The sequence below is a fragment of the Weissella tructae genome (assembly GCF_000732905.1).
In the GTDB taxonomy this organism is placed as follows: domain Bacteria; phylum Bacillota; class Bacilli; order Lactobacillales; family Lactobacillaceae; genus Weissella; species Weissella tructae.
On record NZ_CP007588.1, the window covers coordinates 984,750 to 1,007,532 of the forward strand.

The following is a 22,783-nucleotide window of genomic DNA, read 5'->3' on the forward strand; positions in this document are numbered from 1 at the left end:
CGGCTCAATTTAATTAAATAATTAATTTGAAATGAATTTAAAATTTACAATATTATTCAGTTTTCAAAGAACTAAGTCTCACAACTTACGTTGCTATTTGAGTGTAAACCACTCAAAACTAAATATCGTTTCAATGCGAATGTGTAGGTTTCCGATTTTCCTTAGAAAGGAGGTGATCCAGCCGCAGGTTCTCCTACGGCTACCTTGTTACGACTTCACCCTAATCATCTATCCCACCTTAGACGGCTGGCTCCTAAAAGGTTACCTCACCGGCTTTGGGTGTTACAAACTCTCATGGTGTGACGGGCGGTGTGTACAAGACCCGGGAACGTATTCACCGCGGCGTGCTGATCCGCGATTACTAGCGATTCCGACTTCATGTAGGCGAGTTGCAGCTACAATCCGAACTGAGACAAGCTTTAAGAGATTTGCGTACCCTCGCGGGTTAGCGACTCGTTGTACTTGCCATTGTAGCACGTGTGTAGCCCAGGTCATAAGGGGCATGATGATTTGACGTCATCCCCACCTTCCTCCGGTTTGTCACCGGCAGTCTCACTAGAGTGCCCAACTGAATGCTGGCAACTAGTAATAAGGGTTGCGCTCGTTGCGGGACTTAACCCAACATCTCACGACACGAGCTGACGACAACCATGCACCACCTGTCACTTTGTCCCCGAAGGGAAAGCGCCATTTCTGGCGTGGTCAAAGGATGTCAAGACCTGGTAAGGTTCTTCGCGTTGCTTCGAATTAAACCACATGCTCCACCGCTTGTGCGGGTCCCCGTCAATTCCTTTGAGTTTCAACCTTGCGGTCGTACTCCCCAGGCGGAGTGCTTAATGCGTTAGCTGCGACACTTAGGGCGGAAACCCCCAAACATCTAGCACTCATCGTTTACGGTGTGGACTACCAGGGTATCTAATCCTGTTTGCTACCCACACTTTCGAGCCTCAACGTCAGTTACAGTCCAGAGAGCCGCCTTCGCCACTGGTGTTCCTCCATATATCTACGCATTTCACCGCTACACATGGAATTCCACTCTCCTCTACTGCACTCAAGTCATCCAGTTTCCAAAGCACTTCCACAGTTAAGCTGTGGGCTTTCACTTCGGACTTAAAAAACCGTCTGCGCTCGCTTTACGCCCAATAAATCCGGATAACGCTTGGAACATACGTATTACCGCGGCTGCTGGCACGTATTTAGCCGTTCCTTTCTGGTAAGATACCGTCACACACCAAGCAGTTACTCTTGATGCTATTCTTCTCTTACAACAGTGTTTTACGAGCCGAAACCCTTCATCACACACGCGGCGTTGCTCCATCAGACTTTCGTCCATTGTGGAAGATTCCCTACTGCTGCCTCCCGTAGGAGTATGGCCGTGTCTCAGTCCCATTGTGGCCGATCAGTCTCTCAACTCGGCTACGCATCATCGTCTTGGTGAGCCATTACCTCACCAACTAACTAATGCGCCGCGGGACCATCTCTTAGTGATAGCAGAACCATCTTTCAAGTAGCAACCATGCGGTTGCTAGTGTTATGCGGTATTAGCATCTGTTTCCAGATGTTATCCCCCGCTAAGAGGTACGGTTCCCACGTGTTACTCACCCGTTCGCCACTCACTGCAATGTTCATCGTCATATCAGAGCAAGCTCTTCAAATCAGTTGAACCACAGTGCGTTCGACTTGCATGTATTAGGCACGCCGCCAGCGTTCATCCTGAGCCAGGATCAAACTCTCAATTTGAAGTTTGAGTATAACTCAATTTTTTTGTTGTTTAACAGATGTTAAACGAATTTACTAGCGAATTGACTTCGCAAATGTTTGGACCAACTAATAGTTGGTCGACCTACACATTTGTTACATCGAAACGATATTCAGTTTTCAATGATCTACTTCGTTGTTTCGTTTGACTGACGTCCCCCTGAGACAACTTAATTATCTTACCACCGAGAAGGTGGTAATGTCAACGCTTTTCTCAAAAGTTTTTTAAAACTTTTTTGAGAAGCGATTGAGCAAATGACTTGCGCCCCTAAGGGTTGGCTTGTCTTGCTTGCCCCTGACAACTCGTATTATATTACAGACCGTTCATTCAAATGTCAACACTATTTGGCAAATTAATTTAAAAAAAGCAAAAATTCGTTAATCTAGGCTCGTAACACCTGACATATCAACGTTTTCAAGCAAAGAATGAGCTTGTCTTGCATTCATAAATTGTAATCCAACCGCACGTAGACGTTCAAAGTCTAATACAGAAATATCAACTGGTTCGAACGTAAACAAAGAAAATGCATCTGAATTGTCATGTTGACCTTGCTCATGCCAAACCGCCAATTCGCCTAATCGTAAGTTATCGACATCAATACCTAGTTCTGATTTCATCCCCGCCAATAATGATCCTAACGCAGTGTCTCCTGCTTGACGATGTAATTTCACAGTATAGAAACGTGATTCGGGCGTATCAGTCACCAAGAAGAAAGATTGATCGCCTCGCGTAAAGATAATGGTACCCGCAACATATGACATAAGTTATTCTCCCTCTTATTTAATCCAATCGTTCTAAACTTTCCTCTATAGAAGCATTAATGTTCTTCTCAATCGTCGCAAAACCAAAGTCATTATGTTGGTTTGTCCAGAAATGATGGTATCCCTGATCATTTGGCTTATATTCTAACGTAAGTGTTTTTAAGCGTTCTTTATCCACAACACTACGTTGTGAAAGAGAGAGTTTATGATTGTACTCGTCCACGTCTAAAATCATTACTTCTATGTGTTGTCCTACAGTTAGTTCATCACTTACTTGCTTAATGAAAGCAGAACGACATTCAGATATATGAATAAGTCCCTGTTGTGCTTCATCTAATTGTACAAATGCACCATAAGGTTGAATCCCCGTCACAACCCCTTGGACAATATCTCCAATTTTATACATGTTTAGTGTTCTCCTTTCTATAAATCATAATTGTTAAGTATGTATCATTAGACGCTACCCCTAGCGTCATCCCCAATATATGTATCCAGATTCCACAATAGAATCTGGGGTATTAGCATTACGCTTCAGTAATCGTAATGTTTTCGATCTTAATATCTTCTAATGGCTTATCAGCATAGTCAGACTTGGCGTTCGCAATTTTAGATACGATGTCCATTCCTGTCATAACATGTCCAAAGACAGTATGCTTTCCATCCAACCAAGGTGTTCCACCCATTTCACCATATGCTGTGATAACTTCATCAGGGAATTGTCCCTTCATTTGCTTCAACATACGACCAGGTACACGTGTTGCTTCAACGATGAAGAATTGTGACCCGTTTGTGTTTGGTCCAGCATTCGCCATTGATAGTGCACCACGTAGGTTAAAGGCGTCTTCAGAGAATTCGTCTTCAAACTTCTTACCATAGATAGAAGTTCCACCCATTCCAGTCCCTGATGGATCTCCACCTTGAATCATGAAGTCCTTGATCACACGGTGGAAGATTGTTCCATCGTAGTAACCATCAGCAGCCAATTCCAAAAAGTTCTTTACACTCTTTGGTGCATCTTCTGGGAATAGCTTGATTTGGATATCCCCTAATGTTGTTGTCATTGTAACCACAGGACCGTTTTGTTCTTCTAAGTTTAATTGCTTTAGTGTCATGTTAGCCTCCTATAAGACTTTAAGTATTTAATAAAACGTATTGCGTTCATTATAGCATAACGCACAGTAACAAATAAGTTGTGGTACACTACTAATTAAACGTAGATATATATATACAGAGGAGAACGCACATCATGATGCAGATCATTGATATTTTCATTAACCTCGACAAGCATCTTACTGAATGGGTAAACGTATTGGGACCTTGGTCATACGCACTTCTATTTGGTGTTATCTTTGTCGAAACAGGACTAGTTATCTTTCCATTTTTACCAGGTGACTCACTATTGTTCGCCGCAGGAGCTATTTCAGCCTTGCCCGGATCTGTTTTGAATCCTTGGGTATTAATGGCCTTGTTTTGGATTGCTGCCGTTACCGGAGACAGTCTTAACTTCTTCTTAGGACGTAAAATTGGACTACCGCTTGTCCAACATCCTCTATTAGGTCGTTTCATTACTGAAGATAATCTAAACGAAGCACATGAGTTCTTCGTTAAGTATGGACCAATGGCAATCATCTTTGCTCGTTTCCTACCAATTATTCGTACACTTGCCCCATTCACTGCAGCGATGTCTAACTTCTCATACCGTAAATTCGTTATGCTAGAAATGTTAGCTGCAACAATTTGGGTCATTGTTGCTGTTGGAGCTGGATTCTTCTTTGGACAAATTCCATTTATCCAAGAACACTTCTCACTTGTTATCTTCGGTATTTTGTTTGTTACAGCACTACCAGTTATTATTACTGGTCTACGCTCATATATCGTTAAAAAGCGCGAAGCTAAGTTTGCTTCAAAAGACTAATCTTAATTAAGTAAACAAAAAACCGCCATCATCAGATGGCGGTTTTTTTATTTGTTATGCTTCAGCATCCAAATCAACAGGTGTGTTATCAATAACAACGTTTCCTGCTTCAATTTCTTCAAAAGCTTGCCCAATAGGCTTAACTGAATCGAACTTTGGCAATGTTGGCAATGCCCCTTGTTCCAATTCGTGCGCACGCTTGGCACCAAGTGCAATCAACTTGTAACGTGAATCAACTTGTTCCAACAACTTATCAACAGATGGGTATAGAATCATAATTATAGCTCCTCAATCATTGCAATATATTCTGGAACAACACGTTCAACACGCAATCGTTCCACCTTAATGATGTCTTTAATACGTTGTACCGCTGCTGGCACTTGATCGTTAACCACAGCATAGTCATAACGTTGCATCATCCCAATTTCAGCCTTCGCCGCATTAACACGGTTATTAATGACTTCCATTGATTCTGTTCCACGACCAATCAGGCGATCTTTCAATGCCTTCAAATCAGGTGGTGTTAAGAAAATGTACGCCCCTTCAGGCATCTTTTCCTTAACTTGTACAGCACCCTGCACTTCAATTTCAAGTAATACATCTTTACCTGCAGCTAGCGTTGCATCGATATATGACTTGGGTGTTCCGTAGTAATTACCAACATATTCGGCGTATTCCAACATCTCACCTTGTTCAATGCGTGCTTCAAATTCTTCACGCGTTACGAAGAAATAATCTTCGCCATCGACTTCACCTTCTCTGGGTTGACGGGTTGTCATAGAAATTGAGTATTGGAAATCAATGTCTGCTTCTTCAAACAATGCTTTCCGTACCGTTCCTTTTCCAACGCCTGATGGTCCAGACAATACAATCAAAACACCACGCTTCATGGTCAAAACTCCTCTTCCAACAAACTATATAATATCCCATTGTACTTGTTTTAAAGACGGGACACAACATACAGATTTATTTAACTCTTTACATTACGTCGTTGAACTGCTCGATCAATTAAGTCTCGGGCATTTGTTTGTGCCGCTTCCGTTAACTCATCCCCTGATAACATACGGGCCAATTCATCAACTCGAGCATCTTCGTCTAAGAAATCAACGGCTGTTTCGGTACGCCCATCAATCACATCCTTGTGGATAAAGACATGATGATGTGCCACCGCAGCAACTTGCGGCAAATGTGTAATTGTCAAAACTTGTGAATGACTTGCCATATCTGCAATTTTATCAGCCATAGCTTGGGCCACACGTCCAGATACACCAGTATCTACTTCGTCAAAGACAATTGATGTCACACCTTGTTGTCGTGAGAAAATCATCTTCATTGCTAACATCATACGAGATAACTCACCACCTGAGGCAATCTTGACCAAAGGTTTAGCTTGTTCTCCTTCATTCGTTTGAATATAGAATTCGACTTTATCTTGACCATCCCCTTGCAAATCATCAAGTGGATCAATATGGACTTCAAAACGAGCCTTACTCATGTGCAAATCTTGCAATTGCTCGTGAATAAGTGTGACTAAGGTCTCTGCTGCCTCGGTACGTGCTTTACTTAATGCTTTAGCCGCAGTACGTGCTTGCTCTTCAAGTTCTGTCACTTGTTCAGCAAGTTGATCAGCGGATTGTTGGTCACCACCCATTTCAGCTAATTCTTGTTCAACCTTATCTTGGTGGACAAGAACATCTTCAATCGTGGCCCCGTATTTTTGTTCTAGGTTATGAATCAAATTCAATCGATCATTTACGTACTGTAATTGTTCTTCATCAAATTCCAAACCATCACGGACTGAATCAATTTCACTGCTAACATCACGAAGATTATAGTACACTTCACGCATTGATTCAGCTAGCTTAGTATAGCGTGGTGATAATTCTTCAATGTCTTCCAATGAACTTAACGCAGTTCCCACACTTTCTGTTCCATTATTTTCCCAATCACCCGTCAACACCTCACTTGCTTTAGATAAAGCTTCGAGAACATCTTGGAAATTAGTCAATTCTTGGTATTCAGCATCCAGTGTTTCTTCTTCACCAGCACGTAAATCAGCCGCTTGTAATTCATTCGCTTGGAACGTCAACGTATCTAAACGTTGTGCCCAAGCCTGTTCATCACTTTGGCGTTTTTTCAGCGCACGTTTCAAACTTTGATACTCAGTAAACAAATCTTCATATCGTTTTTTCAATGGGCCAATAACATCGCTACCAAACTCATCTAACAAACTCAAATGCTTTTCGACTTGCATCAAATCCTGTGTATCGTTTTGTCCATGAATATCAACTAGATAACGGCCTAGTTCTTTTAATGTCGTCGCATTAATCAAACTACCATTCACACGGATAACATTTCGTCCACTACGATGTAGTTCACGGTGAATCAACAATTGGCCTTCATCAATTTCAATCCCATTCATCTCTAACAGGTCTAATAAGTCAGGTTGCTCGTTAATTGTAATCAATCCCTGCAGAACAGCTTTATCTGCACCTTCACGAATATACTCTTGTGAGCCACGACCACCTGTCAGCAAACCAACGGCATCGATAATAATTGACTTTCCTGCCCCTGTTTCACCAGTTAGCACAGTCATCTCAGGTTCAAAGCTAATATTTAGTTTCGGAATAATTGCAAAATTTTGAATCGATAATTCTTGTAACATCACAACTCCTCTCTAGTATTAGTCACGGTCATCCATCATTTGGTTCATAAAGTGTGATGCATCAACAGCATCCTTCAAAATCAACAAGACGCCGGTATCGTCACCAATAATACCAAACATTTCTGGCACATTTACTTCTTCAAGTGCAATCTTTAAGGCCGGTCCTGATCCAGGCGAAACCTTAATCATGACCATATTTCCTTGCACCGTATAATGAGTCGTTGCTTCATGAAGAATGTGACGCAACTGACTACGATAATCATCGTGTGACATCGTTGCATACGTAAAGCCACCTTCTGATAAAGGCACTTTTACTAATTGCATGTCTGCAATATCACGCGAAACTGTCGCTTGTGTCACCTGCCAACCAAGTTCATTTAGTTGTTGTACCAAATCTTCTTGTCGACGAATTTGTTGTTGCGTAATTAAACGAAGAATCTCTTGTTGTCGTTCTTGCTTATTTTTCGCCATCCTTAGACTCCTCACGACGAGCATTCAATTGCGCATGTGCGTCTTGTACAACTTGTTCGCGTTCTTGTTCTGTCAGCGTTGTTGCCCCATCATCCAAGACCAAATCTGCAATAAATTCAATATTTCCAGATCCACCCTTAATTGGTGAGAAGTCCAAACCAGCTAGACTAAATTCGCTTTGTTGGGCTAGATCTGCCACTTTATGAATCACAGCTAAGTGTGTTGCGGCATCTTTCACAATGCCATGCTTTCCCACTGCTTCACGACCAGCCTCAAATTGTGGCTTAATCAATGTTGCAACGTGTCCACCAGGCGTCAAGATTTCAGATAGCGGTGGCAAAATCAAGCTTAGTGAAATAAATGACACGTCAATCGTAGCCATTTCTGGTTGGCCAGACGTAAAGTCATCACGCTTTGAATAACGGAAATTTGTGTTTTCCATAACAACAACACGATCATCTGAACGTAACTTCCAAGCTAATTGGTTCGTTCCAACATCCAACGCATAAACTTGCTTCGCTCCATTTTGTAAAGCAACGTCAGTAAATCCACCTGTTGATGATCCAATGTCCAAAACAGTCTTGTCTGTTACATCCAAACCAAACACGTCAATCATCTTAGCTAGTTTAAAGCCTCCACGAGAAACATATGGCATTGGTGCACCCTTTAAGTGCAATTCTGTTGTCACTGGAATTTTTTCACCAGGCTTGTCTTTACGTTCTTCTTTATCACCCAAAACTTCACCGGCCATTACCGCACGTTTTGCTTGTTCTCGTGATTCAAACAATCCTTGTTGGACTGCTAGAATATCAACTCGTTCTTTCTCTACACCCATTGTTTCTCCAATGCTGGTTTAAAATATTCTAAAAATGATTCTAGTAGCGCGACATTCGCATGGCTATTATAACGGACTACCGCTAAGGCATCACGTGCCAAACCAACTTGTTCAGCGAGCGCATCTTGTGCCCCTTGAACCCCCAACAAAGTTGGGTATGCTTGCTTACTTTCATCATCATCTTGTGCTAAATCATCTAAGTCATCTTTAATTTGGAAAGCAAATCCAAAGGCACTTCCAAAATCATCCAATGCATTTAATGTCACTTGGTTCGCATCGACCAAGATACCACCCGCAACTAATGCATAACGAATCAAGGCACCTGTCTTCAAACGATGTACACTTTCGGCCGCTGATAAAGTAATTTCATCTTGTCCTGTGTAAATCATATCCAAAACTTGACCACCAACCATTCCGTTAGGTCCGCTGGCTTTCGTTAATCCTAATGTTAATTGATTTTTTTGAAAATCAGATAGAACTGAACTTTCATTAATCCATTCATATGCCAATGGTTGTAAAGCGTCTGCTGCTAAGATAGCCATTGCTTCACCATAGACAATATGGGTTGTTGGTTTACCACGACGCATATCATCATCATCCATCGCTGGTAGATCATCATGAATTAAACTGTATGCATGGATTAATTCTAAGACATTTGCCTCTGTTAAATAACGTTCTGGATTGCGACCAAAACTATCAATCACAGCTAATGTCAAAAGTGGGCGTAATCGTTTCCCACCGTTCATCACTGCATAATTCATGACTTCATGTAAATCTGGATTTTTAACACTCACTTTTAGGTCTTGTGTTAATTGTGCATTAATCTTGGGCACCCAGATTGACTGGAAACTCGCTAAGTTCATTAATCTTCCACCTTGAATTCCGCAACCGTACCATCATTCTCGATGATTTTTGCTAGGCTCTTATCAGCTGTTTCCAATGTCTTTTGTAACGATTGACTCAATTGGACACCAACTTCAAATTGCTTCAACGCTTCTTCCAGAGGAACATCCCCTTTTTCTAGTTGCATCACAATTTGTTCTAAGCTTGCTAAGTTTTCTTCAAAACTTTTTTGTTCAGCCATCTTTATTCTCCTGTTACCTTGGCACGAATGACACCATCCGTCACTCGAATGTTTAAGACATCATTTTCTTTCACTTGTTCGACGCTTTGCACAACAACATCTTCTTGTGTCACAACACTATATCCTCGACCTAAGACAGCCAAAGGACTTACTAAATCTAATCCCTTAAACGCTTGTTGGGCTTGGTATTGTTTACGTTGCACCAATTGTGTCATCGCTTGTGTTAAACGTGGTTCTAGCAAAGCAAAATGATGTTGATTTTCACGCAATTGTCTCTGCATATTTTGCGTTAATTGTTGATTCGCCACATCGACACGTTGTAGATATCCTTCATACAAGCGTTGTGGTTGCGTCAACACGTAACTTTGCGAAACACGTGCTAATCGATCTTGATTTTGTTTAATTTGGCGTTGCATTTGTGCAACTAATCTTTGTTGGTATTGTTGAATACCTAACCAGACGTCAGCTAACGGAACCGCCGTTGCTAATTCAGCGGCTGCTGTCGGCGTTGCTGCACGTTGGTCAGCTACAAAATCAGCAATCGTCGTATCTGTTTCGTGTCCAACAGAACTAATAATCGGCATCTTCATTTGCAACATTTTCTGTACAAGTCGTTCATCATTAAACGCCCACAAATCTTCAATTGATCCACCACCACGCCCCATGATAACCACATCGGCGCTTGCATCTGCATTAACGGCTTCTAATTGTTGTAATAGTGACGATACAGCACCATCCCCTTGCACAACAGCGGGATATAAGACAATTTCTGCAATCGGATAACGACGTTGCACCGTTGTTATGATGTCACGGATAACTGCACCACTAGGTGACGTGATCACGGCAATCTTTTTAGGAAAGCGTGGAATCGGACGTTGTAATTGTTGAAAAACACCGTCGGCTTCTAATTTACGCTTCAATTGTTCATAGGCTTGATACAAGGCACCCACACCATCTGGTTCTAGCCGGTCAATAATCAAACTATATGAACCATTGGGTGCATATAGATCCACATGCCCAATCGCATTTACTTTCATACCTGCTTCAAGTTCAAATGGTAATTTTTGTGAGACAAATTTAAACATTGTCGCATTAATAACTGCACCATCATCCTTTAATGAAAAGTATTGATGTCCTGGTCGCTTACGATAATTCGATACTTCCCCAGTAACATGTACTTCTTTCAGATGTGGATCGGCCGTAAATTTACGCTTCAAATATTTAGTTAGCGTACTGACCGTTAAATATTCTGCCATGCATCCTCCAATTCGATTGCATGATGTTGTGCTGCCAACTCAACTGTTGTTTGCATCAACGTTGCAATCGTCATTGGCCCAACACCACCAGGTACCGGTGTAATTTTACCAGCCACCGCTTCCGCTGACTCAAAATCAACATCACCAACTAATTTACCATCAGCCATACGATTAATTCCGACATCAATGACCACTGCGCCAGGCTTTAAGTCCTTTCCCGTCACAAGTCCTGGTACACCTGTCGCAACTACGACAACATCTGCCATAGCCAACAAAGCTTCACGTTCTGCCTCTGGTGTATAGCGATGCAATAGACTTACCGTAGCATCTGCATTTTCCAACAAGGCAAACATTGGACGACCAACCAAAACAGAGCGGCCAATAACTACTGCATGCTTATGCTTTAAATCAACATTTTCAAATGCCAACATCGTCATAATTCCACGAGGGGTGTTCGCAACCGGATAATAACCTTCACGGTCCGCATATAAACGTCCGACGTTAATCGGATGGAACCCATCGACATCTTTTTCAGGAGAAATGGCATCTTGGATACGCTTTTCATTCATGTGTGCAGGCAATGGACTTTGCACCAAAATGGCATCAATCGTTGCATCTGCATTTAATGCTGCAATTTGTTCAAGCAAAGCTTCTTCAGTCATATCACTGTCGTATTTAAACGTTTGCCCAGCGATACCTACCTTTTCTGCGACACGTCCTTTATTACGTACATAGATTTCACTAGCTGGATCATCACCAACTAAAATAACCGCCAAACCAGGTGTCACACCTTGTTCTTTCAAACGCTCTGTTTGCGTGGCGACTGCATCACGCAAACGAGCTGCAATTGCTTTTCCATCAATTATGGTTGCCATTTTCCACCTCACAAAATATTCATTATTATTGCATAATTTTACCACAGATTACGAGGACATACCATCAGCCACTATGCCCTAATTCAAACAAAAAACCGTCTGCCCTATCGGACACACGGTTTTTTCATTAATTCTTTTTGAAGTAGTGATACGCATAGATGAACAGTGTACCTGTAATCCCCACAACAAGGAAATTAACCCATGCTGCTGTTAACCCTTGCGTTAGAACATAGCCCCAACGTGACTTGTAGACCAAATAGTCCCCTAATGGTGCAATCAATCCCCATACTAGTAAATTAGCAATTCCTTGCCAGACATTAAATTGCATGACACGTGCTAACGTAATCGGATTCTTCAATAAATTCAAGCGTTGCGTAATCAAACCCAACATCAAACCGAATACACCATCTGCAACAATCCATGTCCACCATACCGTCGTATAGCTCAAACTATCTGATAAAAAGTGCGCCATAAAAGCCACAATCGGTGTTAATACAGCACCAAAAAATAGTGAGAATACTGTCAAAACAGCATAACCTAACGTGACTTGTGTATTCGCCACCCCAGCATCAAAGCTTAGGAATTGTCCAACGAGCACAACCGCGATGATTCCTACGATGATAGCAATACATTTTTTTACAAATGTCATTATGCTTCTCCTTCAGAATCCGTTGTGTCATCTTCTTCCGCTACTTCAGTCGTATTGATTAAGACAATCTTTTCATCAAAGTACGCAGCAATACGTGCAGCCACTGAATCAAAGTCATCTAGCGCAGCAGTAACAGACGCTGCATAATCGATACGTAGTCCTGATTGTGATACCGCAGGATGTTCCACAATCATGTATAGGTTAACATCTGCTTCTTCATTGTTAATCACAATCTTTTTTACCGCATTCGCATAACGAATCGGCAAATTAATCAAGTTTGTTTCAACACTTAATTTAATTGGTTCATCACCACTGATAATCATTTCGGCTGAAACTAGTTGATCTGCTTCTAGTGTTGTTTGAATGAATGCAAAAAAATCATCTAAATTGATTGTCGCTTCATCGGCTGCTGTAAAAGTCTTAGTTGTTACAGCTTCATTTTCTAGTGCCTCAATTAAGGCATTCCCTGTTAATTGCATGTCTGCACTCACCATCTCTTCTTTAATGCATTTAGTTTAACACAGTTCATCTATGACCACTATGAGAAAAAATATAAAAAATGGATAGCCCAAATCCAAGTCCTTGACCTGGTGCGCTATCCATTTTTCTATATGATTGGTTTTCAAATCTAATTAGGCACGTCCCAACAACTTCTTCATTAGCTTGTATAGACGATACTTCATGCGATTAATTGGATATTCAAATTCTCCAACAAGTTGGTCAGCTGTTCCATTAAATTCAGTCTTAAAACGGAAGACCCCATCTGACCCATCAAATTCACCACTGATACCATAGAAATTATGTGTCGGAATGTTCTTTGCAATGGCTTGACGCATCATTGTATCTTGAATCAAATAAGGTGCATAGTAGTCACGGTATTCATCATACATTCCTGAGAACATGTATGCCATTTCTTGTGGTTGTTCAACAAACAATGCACCCGCAACAATAATAGGTTCAGTAGGTACATCCCCATTAAACAATTCATCTACACGCTTCATACGCTTGATGTGCATGTTCTTTTGATCAGTAAATTCGTTGAATTGTCCGCGATTCTTCTTTGTTTCCTTAACCGCTAGACGTTCAGCCAATGTATTGATTTTAATGTCTAATTGGTCAATCGTTGCTTGTTCTTGAGCCAAGTAGTTCGGAAAGTCAATTTCAGCTACTGTAAAGTGAGCATCATCCCCATAAGTGTTATACAACACTTCGTAGAATGATAATTCTTTATCATCAAAACCACGACGTTCAGCGGTATCCGCTGTTAGCTTCTTAAACTTGTCTAATTCTTCAAACGGCAATTCACGGAATGTGACCCCAAATTGCGCATTTTTCTTCAAATAGTACTTAACGTCTGGTTGGTAACTTCCGACCAATGTCTCCAAGTCTAACCCACGTAGGTCCTTAGAATATTGCCATGGCATGCTACCATCAGTACTCATACCCTTTTTAAATGGCATGTGCTTAGCACCATGCTTTTCTAACACAGCAATCAAATCATCAGCCGGTTCTGTAATGGCATTACCATGGTTATCAAAACGTTGATAAACCACATTTGGAGAGAACTTGATGTACAAACCATTGAATTGCTTTGCAAATGATGCAAGTCCCTTCAAATACATGTCCAAAACAGCTGTATCTTTATAGTTTAGCAATGGACCGTGATTCACAGATGCCACAGTTCCACCATTAATCCCATCAAAAGTTACAATAGATCCTGCAACAATCGTATCATCGATATCTTTGACACCTAGGATATGCACGTTTTTGTTACGTCCCTTTAATAACTCGTATTGTTCTACTGATTGCGTCATTGACCCTAATGGGGATTGCTTTTCAAATGCTGCATATTCTTCTTTTGTTAGTTCAATAAATTTCATGCTATCTCCCATCATTAACCCTGTCGATCATTTTTAATTCGTAAATTCATTGGATTTACGCTTTGATTTTAAGTTGTTATATCTTGTTCACCATGGTGCCATGCATCATAGCTATACCCGCTATTATAGCATATCTACACCTTTCAAAACATTTTTCCAACTGCGAGTCCTATAATATCCTGATAACAAAAAAACAGCCTTAAGTTAGTCACCTAACTTAAAACTGTTTTAGATTGAATAGCTTAGGCCATTACAATGTTGTCGCGGTTCTTCAACTTAGATGAAGATGCAGCGTCAACGATAACTGTAACATCCTTGTGTGCTTGCAAAGCACTTGCTGGCATGTCTTCAGTCATTGGTCCTTCGATCATTGCGGCAACAGCATCAGCCTTAGCTTCACCGTAAGCAACCAACAAGATCTTCTTACCCTTCATGATGCTTCCGATACCCATTGAGTAAGCATCGCGTGGTACATCATTGATGTCGTCGAAGAAACGTGCGTTAGCTTCGATTGTTGATTCAGTCAAACCAACTTCGTGTGTCAATTCGTCAAATGGTGTTCCAGGTTCGTTGAAACCGATGTGTCCGTTTGCTCCCAATCCCAACAATTGTAGGTCGATTGGTTGGTTATCGATAATATCTTCGTAACGCTTAACTTCTACAGCAGCATCTTCGGCCAAACCATTTGGTACGTAGCTTTCGCGGAAAGGCTTCTTGTTAAACAAGTGTTGGTTCATGAAGAAACGGTAGCTTTGGTCGTTATCTCCTGACAATCCAACATATTCATCCAAGTTAATTGAAACCTTGTCTGAAAAGTCCAAATCTGATGCAGTGATTGCATCGTAAATGCTAATAGGTGTTGACCCAGTTGCTAGTCCGAAAACTTGTGCGTTGTTTTCCAAAGCATCCTTGAAAATGCCGAACCCAACTTGTCCACCTTGTGCTTGGTCTTTAACTTCAATAATTTGCATAATATTCGCCTCCGCGTTTTTTGGTATATACCAATTATAAACGATTGGACTAGCCCATTTCAAGACCTAAATATAAATTATTCTATCGGTAGATGAATGCATATTAAAAAGCAAGCAATCGTCACAACGATTACTTGCTTTTTTCATTCATGAATCGCGCTATATCAGGATTATTCCCCGATCATTGCCTTTTCAATCTTTTCTAATGTTTGTGAGTGACTTGCAATGTCAGCCAACAAGTTTGCTTCAAATGTATCAACATTTTCCGCAACCATGTCCTTTGATCCGAAACGACGGATTGTCACTGAGTCATTCTTCACTTCTTCATCACCGATAACCAATGTGTATGGAATCTTTGATGTTTGTGCATCACGAATCAAGTAACCCATCTTTTCGTTACGATCGTCATACGCGGCACGAATACCTTGCAAGACCAAACGTTCCTTCAAAGCTTCAGCGTATGCACCGTGAGCTTCACGGTTAACTGGAATAATACGTACTTGTTGTGGTGCCAACCATGTTGGGAAGGCTCCCTTGTACATTTCAGTTAGGTACGCAGTGAAACGTTCCATTGTTGAGATGATTCCACGGTGAATCATAACAGGACGGTGCTTTTCACCATCAGCTCCGACATAGTTAACATCGAAACGTTCTGGTAACAAGAAGTCTAGTTGGATAGTTGAAAGTGTTTCTTCTCCACCCAAAGCTGTCTTAATTTGCACGTCCAACTTAGGACCGTAGAACGCAGCTTCTCCTTCGGCTTCGAAGTAATCCAATTCCATGTCATCCATGGCTGTCTTAAGCATACGTTGTGCCTTTGACCACATTTCATCGTCATCGTAGTACTTTTCAGTATTTTCAGGGTCACGGTATGACAAACGGAAACGGTAGTCAGTGATATCGAAGTCCTTGTAGACATCAACCATCAAAGTCAAAATCTTCTTGAATTCGTCTTCAATTTGGTCAGGCATCACAAATGTGTGTCCGTCATTCAATGTCATTTCACGTACACGTGACAATCCAGTCAAAGCACCTGACTTTTCGTAACGGTGCATCATTCCAAGTTCTGCAACACGGAATGGCAATTCACGATATGAACGTGGCTTGTGCTTGTAGACTTGGATGTGTGAAGGACAGTTCATTGGACGCAATTCCAAGAATTCTCCATCTCCCATGTCCATTGGTGGGAACATGTCATCACGGTAGTGATCCCAGTGTCCTGATTGCTTGTACAAGTTCAAGTTTGAAACAACTGGTGTGTAAACGTGTTGGTATCCGTCAGCCAATTCACGATCAACGATGTAACGTTCTAGTGTACGACGAATAGCAGCCCCATTTGGCATCCAAACAGGCATTCCTGCCCCAACTTCTTGTGATGTAAAGAATAGGTCTTGATCGGCACCAATCTTACGGTGGTCACGTTCCTTAGCTTCTTCACGACGCTTCATTTCTTCATCCAAATCAGCTTGTGTCCAGAATGCAGTTCCGTAAATACGTTGCAACATTGGGTTTGAAGATTGTCCACGCCAGTAAGCACCCGCAACAGATGTCAACTTGAAGACCTTGATCCAGCTCGTTGATGGTACCAAACCACCACGGTCCAATTCAACGTGTTCTCCTTGAACAGCAATAGAGATTGCTTCGTCTTCAGGCAAGTCTTGAATCAATTCAATCTTGTATGGATCATCCTTAAACATTTCCAATGCTTCATCACGAGTAATCACGCGTGAAACGATTGGCAAGTTTTCTGCAACAATCTTCTTCATCATCTTTTCGATTTCAGGGAATTGTTCCGCAGCGATTTGTCCATCAGCCTTATCTGTGTCGTAGTAGAAACCATTGTCGATAAATGGTCCCACTCCGAAATGTACGTCTGGGTAAAGACGGTTAATTGCTTGGGCCAACAAGTGAGAGGCTGAGTGACGCAAAATATCTAGTGCTTCTGCATCTGACTTTGTAATCAATGAGAATTCACCATCCTCAGTAATCGCATCGTTCATTCCAACGTAACGTCCGTTCAACTTCGCTGAAACTGACTTCTTAGCCAATGACTTAGAAATACCTTCGGCGATTGTTAGAGGTGTTACGCCTGATTCAAATTCTTTGACCGCTCCATCAGGGAACGTCATTTTAACCATTTCTGCCATGATAATCTCCTTAAAATATTAATCAATTTTTGAATTAGAAAATAAAAAGCGCCCCGTCACAAAATGTGACGGGACGCTTACTCACGTGGTACCACCCGAATTCATCCACTAATCGTGGACCTTAAGTGCCCTTAACGCGAGCGTACGAAACTGGTTTGCCAGTTCACTTAGAAGGAGTATCTTAATTAGCATATGGCTCATTCACAACAACTAGAGCTTTCTGGACATAGCGGCTTAATTAAAACATGTCTTCATCAACGTTTTCTAATGTCATTATTATAACAAATGAAATCGTAAAAAGAAAGCGCAATGCCATTACGCTTTTGTCGCGATTAATGCCTGCACCATTTCTGCCAGATGCACAGCATCTGTTGCATCTGGATTCAAATTGACTTTGACGTTCTCAGCACCACGTTGTGCCTGTGTTTGCGCTAATTGTTTGTCAAATTCGTCAACCGCAGTACAAAAATCATCGCCATAGAAATCATCCCCTGACCCTGCAACGGCATATGTTAATCCGCTAAAGTCCAAACCGACTAGGTCTTCATAAAAATCTAAGGCTTCTTCAGGTAAAGTCCCCAAATCAAATGTATACGGTACAACAACTAAAAAGTCAGTTTCTGCTGGATTAATGCTTAACGCATCGACCAATGAAATATCCTCTTTAATTGTTTCGATATTTGCAGCGCGTAATTGCGCCACAATAATATCAGCCACAGCTTCATTATTCCCCGTAATTGTGGCAAACATAACTCGTGCCTTCATAGACAGCGCTCCTCTCTAACCCCGTTTAGAATGGGTGCTCATCATATTCCGTCCAGCTGGTGTGGCTGTCTTGAATGCGCTTAAACATTTTCTCCATATCTGTCATAGACAATGTCACAACAGTTGGTCGTCCGTGCGGACAATTATATGGATTTTGCGTTTCGGCTAATTGTACTAATAATCCACGTGCTTCAAAATCATTTAATGACCAGTTCGCTTTGATTGATCGCTTACATGCCATCATAATTGCTGTTTTCTCACGGAACTTTTCTAAGGTCAAATGTTCATCACGTAAATACCAATCTAGCATTTCACGAATCGTCGCCTCTTCATGCCCCTTGGGGAACCAACCTGGATGTTCACGTAAGACAAAGGTATTAACCCCAAATTCTTCTAACGTTAACCCAAGTGAATCTAATTCAGCCAAATGTCCTTGTAACTTTAAGGCATCCACCGCTGAAAACGATAAGACGATTGGTACCAATAATTGTTGCTTTTCCAAGCCGATTTTACCGATTTCAGTTCGGAATTGTTCATACTTAATACGTTCTTGGGCCGCATGCTGGTCAATCATATATAGACCGGCTTCACCTTGTGCAAACAAGAAAGTCCCATGCATTTGTCCAATGTAACTTAATTCTGGGAATGCGTCTTTGTCTTCTGCCTTATCAACCGCCCACAATTCTTCTTGAGCCGCAATACCAACTACCTGAGAATCATGACCAGCAAACGGACTAGCTTCATGCGTTGCGTAGGTATCCGCAAATGAGGCAACTTTATCTAAATCTTGTTCATCAGTAATCGTTACCGCAACAACATCTTCATCCGGTGTCACACTTTCAGCTACCACTTCTGGCATCACATCCGCAGTCGTTTCCACTACTTCTTCAACTGTAACACTAGGCATATCGTCTGCTGTTGTCGCGCTAACCTTAGGCGTTGCTTCTCGTAAGGTTAAATCAGCACCTAGGACAGTTTGATTCATTAAATTATCCAGACCATCTGGAATCAAATTTTCACGACTCAAACGTTCTGCAATTGCTTCTCTTACCAAATTTACAAGTTCTGTTTCTTTTGAAAGACGCACTTCATGTTTCTGTGGATGCACATTCACATCGACCAATAGCGGATCCATTTGAATATCAATAACCGCAATTGGGAATCGACCTACCATCAATTTAGAACCATATCCTTTAATGATGGCATTGGTTAATTGGTAATTCTTCACATAACGACCGTTAATCAAGACCGCCATATATGAACGATTTGCACGTGTTAATTCTGGTAATGATGTATAACCCGTAATTTTGAAATCTAAGTCTTCTGCCTCAAAATCAACCATCTTACGCGCTTGTTGTGTGCCGTAAATAGACGCAATCACTTGCTGTAAATTGCCATTCCCAACCGTACGCATAATCTCTTTATCACCATGTCGTAAACGTAATGAGACTTCTGGATGACTTAAGGCAATGTGATGTAAGACATCGGTAATTTGCGCCAATTCTGTTGACGGACTCTTCAAATACTTTAGGCGGGCGGGCGTGTTAAAGAACAAATTCTTGACTGTAATATCTGTTCCTTGACGTCCACTAGCACTCGTATGTTCTTCTAAAATCCCACCTTTATAACGTACTTGTGAACCGTGCTCACTATCAGCTTGCGCAGTTACTAAAGTCACTTCACTAACAGAGGCAATTGACGGCAATGCTTCTCCACGGAATCCTAAAGAATGCACACGGAAAAGATCATGACGTGTCGTAATTTTAGACGTCGCATGTCGTAAAAACGCTGTTTCAACATCATCATCTGCAATTCCTTGACCATCATCAATCACACGGATTAAATCTGTCCCGGCCGCTTCAACCAACACGTCAATGCGTGTCGCCTTTGCATCAATGGCGTTTTCAACTAATTCCTTTACAACAGATGCAGGTCGTTCAATAACTTCTCCCGCAGCAATCTGATTTGCCAAAACATCTGACAAGGTTGCAATCTTCCCCATGGTATTCCCTCCTTCATTTTCGTTCAGTCATTATTTTAATTTGGCTTGCCATTCATTTAGCTTGATTAAGGCTTGTAATGGCGTTAAATCTGCCAAATTAATCGCCTTAACTTCATCAACGACACCTTGTACCTCAGTATCTGGCATCGCAAACAAATCAAGTTGCGCATCAGTTTCAACTGGTGCCACATCCGCAGCTTGTTGCATCTCGGCAACGTCTGTTTCAACCGCTGCAACGATTGGTAGATCAACCACACCTTCAGATAATATTGGCGTCATGACTTTTTCGTCGGCTTCTAAGGTCGCTAAAATGTCACTTGCACGCGTAATCAATGTATCTGGTAAGCCTGCCAATTTGGCAACATTAATTCCATAACTTTGATCAGCGGGTCCAGCCAAAATTTTATGAGAGAAAATCAATTGTCCATTTTCTTCTGTCGCCCCCACATGAATATTCTTCAGATGCGGTAATTCTGTATCCAAACTTGTTAATTCATGATAGTGGGTTGAGAACAATGTTTTTGCCTTCGTATGCGCATGTACGTGCTCAATAATCGCTTGTGCCAGCGCCATTCCATCATACGTTGCAGTTCCACGACCCAGTTCATCAAACAAAATCAATGATTGTGGCGTTGCATATTGTAAGGCCGTGTTTGCTTCAGCCATTTCCACCATGAAAGTTGAATTACCTGAAATCAAATCGTCGGCCGCACCAATGCGTGTAAAGATTTGATCAAAAATGGGTAACGTTGCACTATCAGCCGGAACAAATGACCCAATTTGAGCCATCACAACTGTCAATGCCAATTGACGCATGTACGTTGATTTACCAGACATGTTAGGTCCTGTAATCAATTGAATGGTTTCGTCTTCACGCATCGTAATGTCATTCGCAACATAACTTTGGTGTCCCAAAACCTTTTCCACCACAGGATGACGTCCGTTTTTAATCGCAATCATTTGCTTATCAGCCAACGTTGGACGGACAAAATCATAACGTTCAGCGACATCAGCCAAAGCTTGCAAAACGTCTAATTCCGCTAACGCACCCGCCAACTTCTGTAGTCGCTTAATGTTTGTTTTGATTGTTTCACGCACTTCACTAAATAATTGATATTCCAATTCACTAGACTTGGCTTCGGCCTCTAGAATCAATTGTTCATGTTCCTTTAGTTCAGGCGTAATAAAACGTTCTGCGTTAACCAATGTTTGCTTACGGTTGTAACGGTCTGCTTCTAACTTGCCAACATTCGCCTTTGTCACTTCAATATAGTAACCAAAGACTTTATTGTACCCAATCTTTAATGAGTTAATCCCTGTTGCTTCACGCTCACGAGCTTCAAGATCAGCCAACCATTGCTTACCATTTTGCAAGACATCACGGTAACCGTCTAATTGTGTATTGTGGCCATCACGAATCACACCACCGTCTTTCAAACCAATGGGTGGTTCTTCCATAATGGCTTCACTAATCAAGGTTTCTAAGTCAGTAACTGGGTCTAATTGTTGCACAACAGTCCCAAAAATAGCCGTATCCATTGTGTTTAGACTGTCTAACAATAGCGGTACTTGTCGTAATGAATTACGCAGTTGCAATAAATCACGCCCATTGGCCGTTCCATATGCCACACGTCCTGCTAAACGTTCCAAGTCATAGACTTGCTTCAAACCATCTTGAATCTGGGCACGATTAAAGAAATCGGCCACAAAACCACCAATTTTATCGTAACGTAGCGTCAACGTATTTTTATCCAGCACAGGTTGTTCTAACCATTGCTTCAATAGTCGACCACCCATGGCTGTTTTCGTTTCATCCAACAACCAATATAGCGTCCCGTTACGTTGACCTGTACGTAGATTCGTCGTCAATTCTAGATTGGCACGTGAATTACGGTCTAATTTTAAATACTGCGCAAGCTCATAGCTTGTCGCAACTTTCAAATGATCTAATGCTCGCTTTTGCGTCGCAAATAAATATGCCAACAAAATTTCAGTGGCTGATTTTTCAACCTCAACTGTTAGGCCTTGTGTTAAGTATGAAATCTCAGCGTTTGCATCAGCTTTTTCTTGATGTGATGTCAAAATACCTAAGTTAGTTAAATTCGCTTGAAAGTCATCTGGCAATGTAATGTCGGTTACGACTTCCTTGGTTTCTAGACGACTTAATTCATTCAAGACATTCGTTACTGAAACAACTGTAGTAGCCTTCAGTTCACCAGTAGCCAAATCTGTATACGCCAATCCATATTGGTTTTGTGCATTCATCGTCACACTGACCAAATAATTGTTGTCCTTCGCATTATCAGCGGTATCCTTCATACGCGTTCCAGGCGTGACTAATTGCACGACATCACGTTTTACCATACCTTCTGCTTCTGCTGCGTCTTCTAACTGTTCAACAATGGCTACTTTATATCCCTTATCAACTAAGATATCAATATAGTTTGGCGCCGCATGATGCGGTACCCCTGCCATCGGAATTGGGTTATCTGATTTTTTATTACGTTGCGTCAATGTCAACTCTAGAAGTTGTGAACCCAAGACGGCATCGTCATTGAATAATTCGTAAAAATCACCTAGGCGATAAAATAAGAAAGCATCTGGGTATTGTGCCTTAATCTTATTATATTGCTCCATCATCGGTGTCGTTTTAGCTTTTGCTACCATCTTGCATTCCTCCATTCACGTACGCAAAATAACTGTGTGATTGAAAAAACGCTCATTGGGATTATCCAATCAGCGTTTAAG

At 41.4% G+C, this 22,783-nt stretch carries 21 protein-coding genes and 1 rRNA gene; 1 reads left to right on the forward strand and 21 read right to left on the reverse strand.

Annotated elements, in window-relative coordinates:
• Positions 1–165: 165 nt before the first annotated feature.
• From WS08_RS04785 to WS08_RS04800, 4 genes are all read right to left on the reverse strand, one after another.
• Positions 166–1,740 (reverse strand): 16S ribosomal RNA (locus WS08_RS04785).
• 396 nt (positions 1,741–2,136) lie between these two features.
• Positions 2,137–2,520, reverse strand: coding sequence for a hypothetical protein (locus tag WS08_RS04790; RefSeq protein ID WP_009496075.1), 384 nt, complete (start codon positions 2,518–2,520; stop codon positions 2,137–2,139).
• Positions 2,521–2,539: 19 nt separating this feature from the next.
• Positions 2,540–2,926 carry a CvfD/Ygs/GSP13 family RNA-binding post-transcriptional regulator gene (locus WS08_RS04795; RefSeq protein WP_009496076.1) on the reverse strand — a complete coding sequence of 129 codons (387 nt, stop codon included), beginning with the start codon at positions 2,924–2,926 and terminating at the stop codon, positions 2,540–2,542.
• A gap of 118 nt (positions 2,927–3,044) precedes the next feature.
• A complete protein-coding gene (locus tag WS08_RS04800; protein WP_009496077.1) occupies positions 3,045–3,632 on the reverse strand; it encodes a peptidylprolyl isomerase in 588 nt (195 codons plus the stop codon).
• 134 nt (positions 3,633–3,766) lie between these two features.
• Here WS08_RS04800 and WS08_RS04805 point away from each other — a divergent pair, with 134 nt between their 5' ends.
• Complete coding sequence (locus tag WS08_RS04805; RefSeq protein WP_009496078.1) at positions 3,767–4,435, forward strand: VTT domain-containing protein; 669 nt, start codon at positions 3,767–3,769, stop codon at positions 4,433–4,435.
• A gap of 54 nt (positions 4,436–4,489) precedes the next feature.
• Here WS08_RS04805 and rpoZ read toward each other — a convergent pair whose 3' ends face one another.
• The 17 genes from rpoZ to mutS form a co-directional block, all read right to left on the reverse strand.
• A complete protein-coding gene (rpoZ, locus tag WS08_RS04810; RefSeq protein ID WP_009496079.1) occupies positions 4,490–4,711 on the reverse strand; it encodes a DNA-directed RNA polymerase subunit omega in 222 nt (73 codons plus the stop codon).
• 2 nt (positions 4,712–4,713) lie between these two features.
• Entirely contained in the window at positions 4,714–5,325 is a 612-nt protein-coding gene (gene gmk, locus WS08_RS04815; RefSeq protein WP_009496080.1) for a guanylate kinase, read from the reverse strand.
• A gap of 80 nt (positions 5,326–5,405) precedes the next feature.
• Positions 5,406–7,100: a DNA repair protein RecN gene (recN, locus tag WS08_RS04820; RefSeq protein WP_009496081.1), complete on the reverse strand. Its 1,695-nt coding sequence runs from the start codon at positions 7,098–7,100 to the stop codon at positions 5,406–5,408.
• A gap of 18 nt (positions 7,101–7,118) precedes the next feature.
• Positions 7,119–7,571: an arginine repressor gene (locus tag WS08_RS04825; protein WP_009496082.1), complete on the reverse strand. Its 453-nt coding sequence runs from the start codon at positions 7,569–7,571 to the stop codon at positions 7,119–7,121.
• Entirely contained in the window at positions 7,558–8,406 is an 849-nt protein-coding gene (locus tag WS08_RS04830; RefSeq protein WP_009496083.1) for a TlyA family RNA methyltransferase, read from the reverse strand. Before WS08_RS04830 ends, WS08_RS04825 begins: the two co-directional genes overlap by 14 nt.
• Positions 8,397–9,269, reverse strand: coding sequence for a polyprenyl synthetase family protein (locus WS08_RS04835; RefSeq protein WP_009496084.1), 873 nt, complete (start codon positions 9,267–9,269; stop codon positions 8,397–8,399). The genes WS08_RS04830 and WS08_RS04835 overlap by 10 nt, the downstream gene beginning before the upstream one ends.
• Complete coding sequence (locus WS08_RS04840) at positions 9,269–9,490, reverse strand: exodeoxyribonuclease VII small subunit (RefSeq protein WP_009496085.1); 222 nt, start codon at positions 9,488–9,490, stop codon at positions 9,269–9,271. The genes WS08_RS04835 and WS08_RS04840 overlap by 1 nt, the downstream gene beginning before the upstream one ends.
• Positions 9,491–9,492: 2 nt before the next feature.
• Positions 9,493–10,746: an exodeoxyribonuclease VII large subunit gene (xseA, locus tag WS08_RS04845; protein ID WP_009496086.1), complete on the reverse strand. Its 1,254-nt coding sequence runs from the start codon at positions 10,744–10,746 to the stop codon at positions 9,493–9,495.
• Positions 10,731–11,621 carry a bifunctional 5,10-methylenetetrahydrofolate dehydrogenase/5,10-methenyltetrahydrofolate cyclohydrolase gene (locus WS08_RS04850; protein WP_009496087.1) on the reverse strand — a complete coding sequence of 297 codons (891 nt, stop codon included), beginning with the start codon at positions 11,619–11,621 and terminating at the stop codon, positions 10,731–10,733. Before WS08_RS04850 ends, xseA begins: the two co-directional genes overlap by 16 nt.
• A gap of 127 nt (positions 11,622–11,748) precedes the next feature.
• Entirely contained in the window at positions 11,749–12,270 is a 522-nt protein-coding gene (locus tag WS08_RS04855) for an ECF-type riboflavin transporter substrate-binding protein (RefSeq protein ID WP_009496088.1), read from the reverse strand.
• Positions 12,270–12,749: a hypothetical protein gene (locus WS08_RS04860; RefSeq protein WP_009496089.1), complete on the reverse strand. Its 480-nt coding sequence runs from the start codon at positions 12,747–12,749 to the stop codon at positions 12,270–12,272. Before WS08_RS04860 ends, WS08_RS04855 begins: the two co-directional genes overlap by 1 nt.
• Positions 12,750–12,902: 153 nt before the next feature.
• The gene (locus tag WS08_RS04865) at positions 12,903–14,150 is read right to left on the reverse strand and encodes a peptidoglycan bridge formation glycyltransferase FemA/FemB family protein (RefSeq protein WP_009496090.1); all 1,248 of its coding nucleotides are present in this window, start codon (positions 14,148–14,150) and stop codon (positions 12,903–12,905) included.
• Between the two features lie 242 nt (positions 14,151–14,392).
• Entirely contained in the window at positions 14,393–15,121 is a 729-nt protein-coding gene (locus WS08_RS04870; RefSeq protein WP_009496091.1) for a glucosamine-6-phosphate deaminase, read from the reverse strand.
• Positions 15,122–15,291: 170 nt separating this feature from the next.
• Entirely contained in the window at positions 15,292–17,268 is a 1,977-nt protein-coding gene (gene thrS / locus WS08_RS04875) for a threonine--tRNA ligase (RefSeq protein WP_009496092.1), read from the reverse strand.
• A 315-nt stretch (positions 17,269–17,583) separates the two neighbouring features.
• A complete protein-coding gene (locus WS08_RS04880; RefSeq protein ID WP_009496093.1) occupies positions 17,584–18,033 on the reverse strand; it encodes a flavodoxin domain-containing protein in 450 nt (149 codons plus the stop codon).
• A 25-nt stretch (positions 18,034–18,058) separates the two neighbouring features.
• Entirely contained in the window at positions 18,059–20,035 is a 1,977-nt protein-coding gene (mutL, locus tag WS08_RS04885; RefSeq protein ID WP_009496094.1) for a DNA mismatch repair endonuclease MutL, read from the reverse strand.
• 30 nt (positions 20,036–20,065) lie between these two features.
• Positions 20,066–22,702, reverse strand: coding sequence for a DNA mismatch repair protein MutS (mutS, locus tag WS08_RS04890; RefSeq protein ID WP_009496095.1), 2,637 nt, complete (start codon positions 22,700–22,702; stop codon positions 20,066–20,068).
• Between the last annotated feature and the right edge of the window lie 81 nt (positions 22,703–22,783).

Bases quoted from the DNA above. Each gene is read 5' to 3' on its own strand.
- WS08_RS04790 (WP_009496075.1), bottom strand. From the start codon at position 2,520: ATGTCATATGTTGCGGGTACCATTATCTTTACGCGAGGCGATCAATCT.
- WS08_RS04795 (WP_009496076.1), bottom strand. From the start codon at position 2,926: ATGTATAAAATTGGAGATATTGTCCAAGGGGTTGTGACGGGGATTCAA.
- WS08_RS04800 (WP_009496077.1), bottom strand. From the start codon at position 3,632: ATGACACTAAAGCAATTAAACTTAGAAGAACAAAACGGTCCTGTGGTT.
- WS08_RS04805 (WP_009496078.1), top strand. From the start codon at position 3,767: ATGATGCAGATCATTGATATTTTCATTAACCTCGACAAGCATCTTACT.
- rpoZ (WP_009496079.1), bottom strand. From the start codon at position 4,711: ATGATTCTATACCCATCTGTTGATAAGTTGTTGGAACAAGTTGATTCA.
- gmk (WP_009496080.1), bottom strand. From the start codon at position 5,325: ATGAAGCGTGGTGTTTTGATTGTATTGTCTGGACCATCAGGCGTTGGA.
- recN (WP_009496081.1), bottom strand. From the start codon at position 7,100: ATGTTACAAGAATTATCGATTCAAAATTTTGCAATTATTCCGAAACTA.
- WS08_RS04825 (WP_009496082.1), bottom strand. From the start codon at position 7,571: ATGGCGAAAAATAAGCAAGAACGACAACAAGAGATTCTTCGTTTAATT.
- WS08_RS04830 (WP_009496083.1), bottom strand. From the start codon at position 8,406: ATGGGTGTAGAGAAAGAACGAGTTGATATTCTAGCAGTCCAACAAGGA.
- WS08_RS04835 (WP_009496084.1), bottom strand. From the start codon at position 9,269: ATGAACTTAGCGAGTTTCCAGTCAATCTGGGTGCCCAAGATTAATGCA.
- WS08_RS04840 (WP_009496085.1), bottom strand. From the start codon at position 9,490: ATGGCTGAACAAAAAAGTTTTGAAGAAAACTTAGCAAGCTTAGAACAA.
- xseA (WP_009496086.1), bottom strand. From the start codon at position 10,746: ATGGCAGAATATTTAACGGTCAGTACGCTAACTAAATATTTGAAGCGT.
- WS08_RS04850 (WP_009496087.1), bottom strand. From the start codon at position 11,621: ATGGCAACCATAATTGATGGAAAAGCAATTGCAGCTCGTTTGCGTGAT.
- WS08_RS04855 (WP_009496088.1), bottom strand. From the start codon at position 12,270: ATGACATTTGTAAAAAAATGTATTGCTATCATCGTAGGAATCATCGCG.
- WS08_RS04860 (WP_009496089.1), bottom strand. From the start codon at position 12,749: ATGCAATTAACAGGGAATGCCTTAATTGAGGCACTAGAAAATGAAGCT.
- WS08_RS04865 (WP_009496090.1), bottom strand. From the start codon at position 14,150: ATGAAATTTATTGAACTAACAAAAGAAGAATATGCAGCATTTGAAAAG.
- WS08_RS04870 (WP_009496091.1), bottom strand. From the start codon at position 15,121: ATGCAAATTATTGAAGTTAAAGACCAAGCACAAGGTGGACAAGTTGGG.
- thrS (WP_009496092.1), bottom strand. From the start codon at position 17,268: ATGGCAGAAATGGTTAAAATGACGTTCCCTGATGGAGCGGTCAAAGAA.
- WS08_RS04880 (WP_009496093.1), bottom strand. From the start codon at position 18,033: ATGAAGGCACGAGTTATGTTTGCCACAATTACGGGGAATAATGAAGCT.
- mutL (WP_009496094.1), bottom strand. From the start codon at position 20,035: ATGGGGAAGATTGCAACCTTGTCAGATGTTTTGGCAAATCAGATTGCT.
- mutS (WP_009496095.1), bottom strand. From the start codon at position 22,702: ATGGTAGCAAAAGCTAAAACGACACCGATGATGGAGCAATATAATAAG.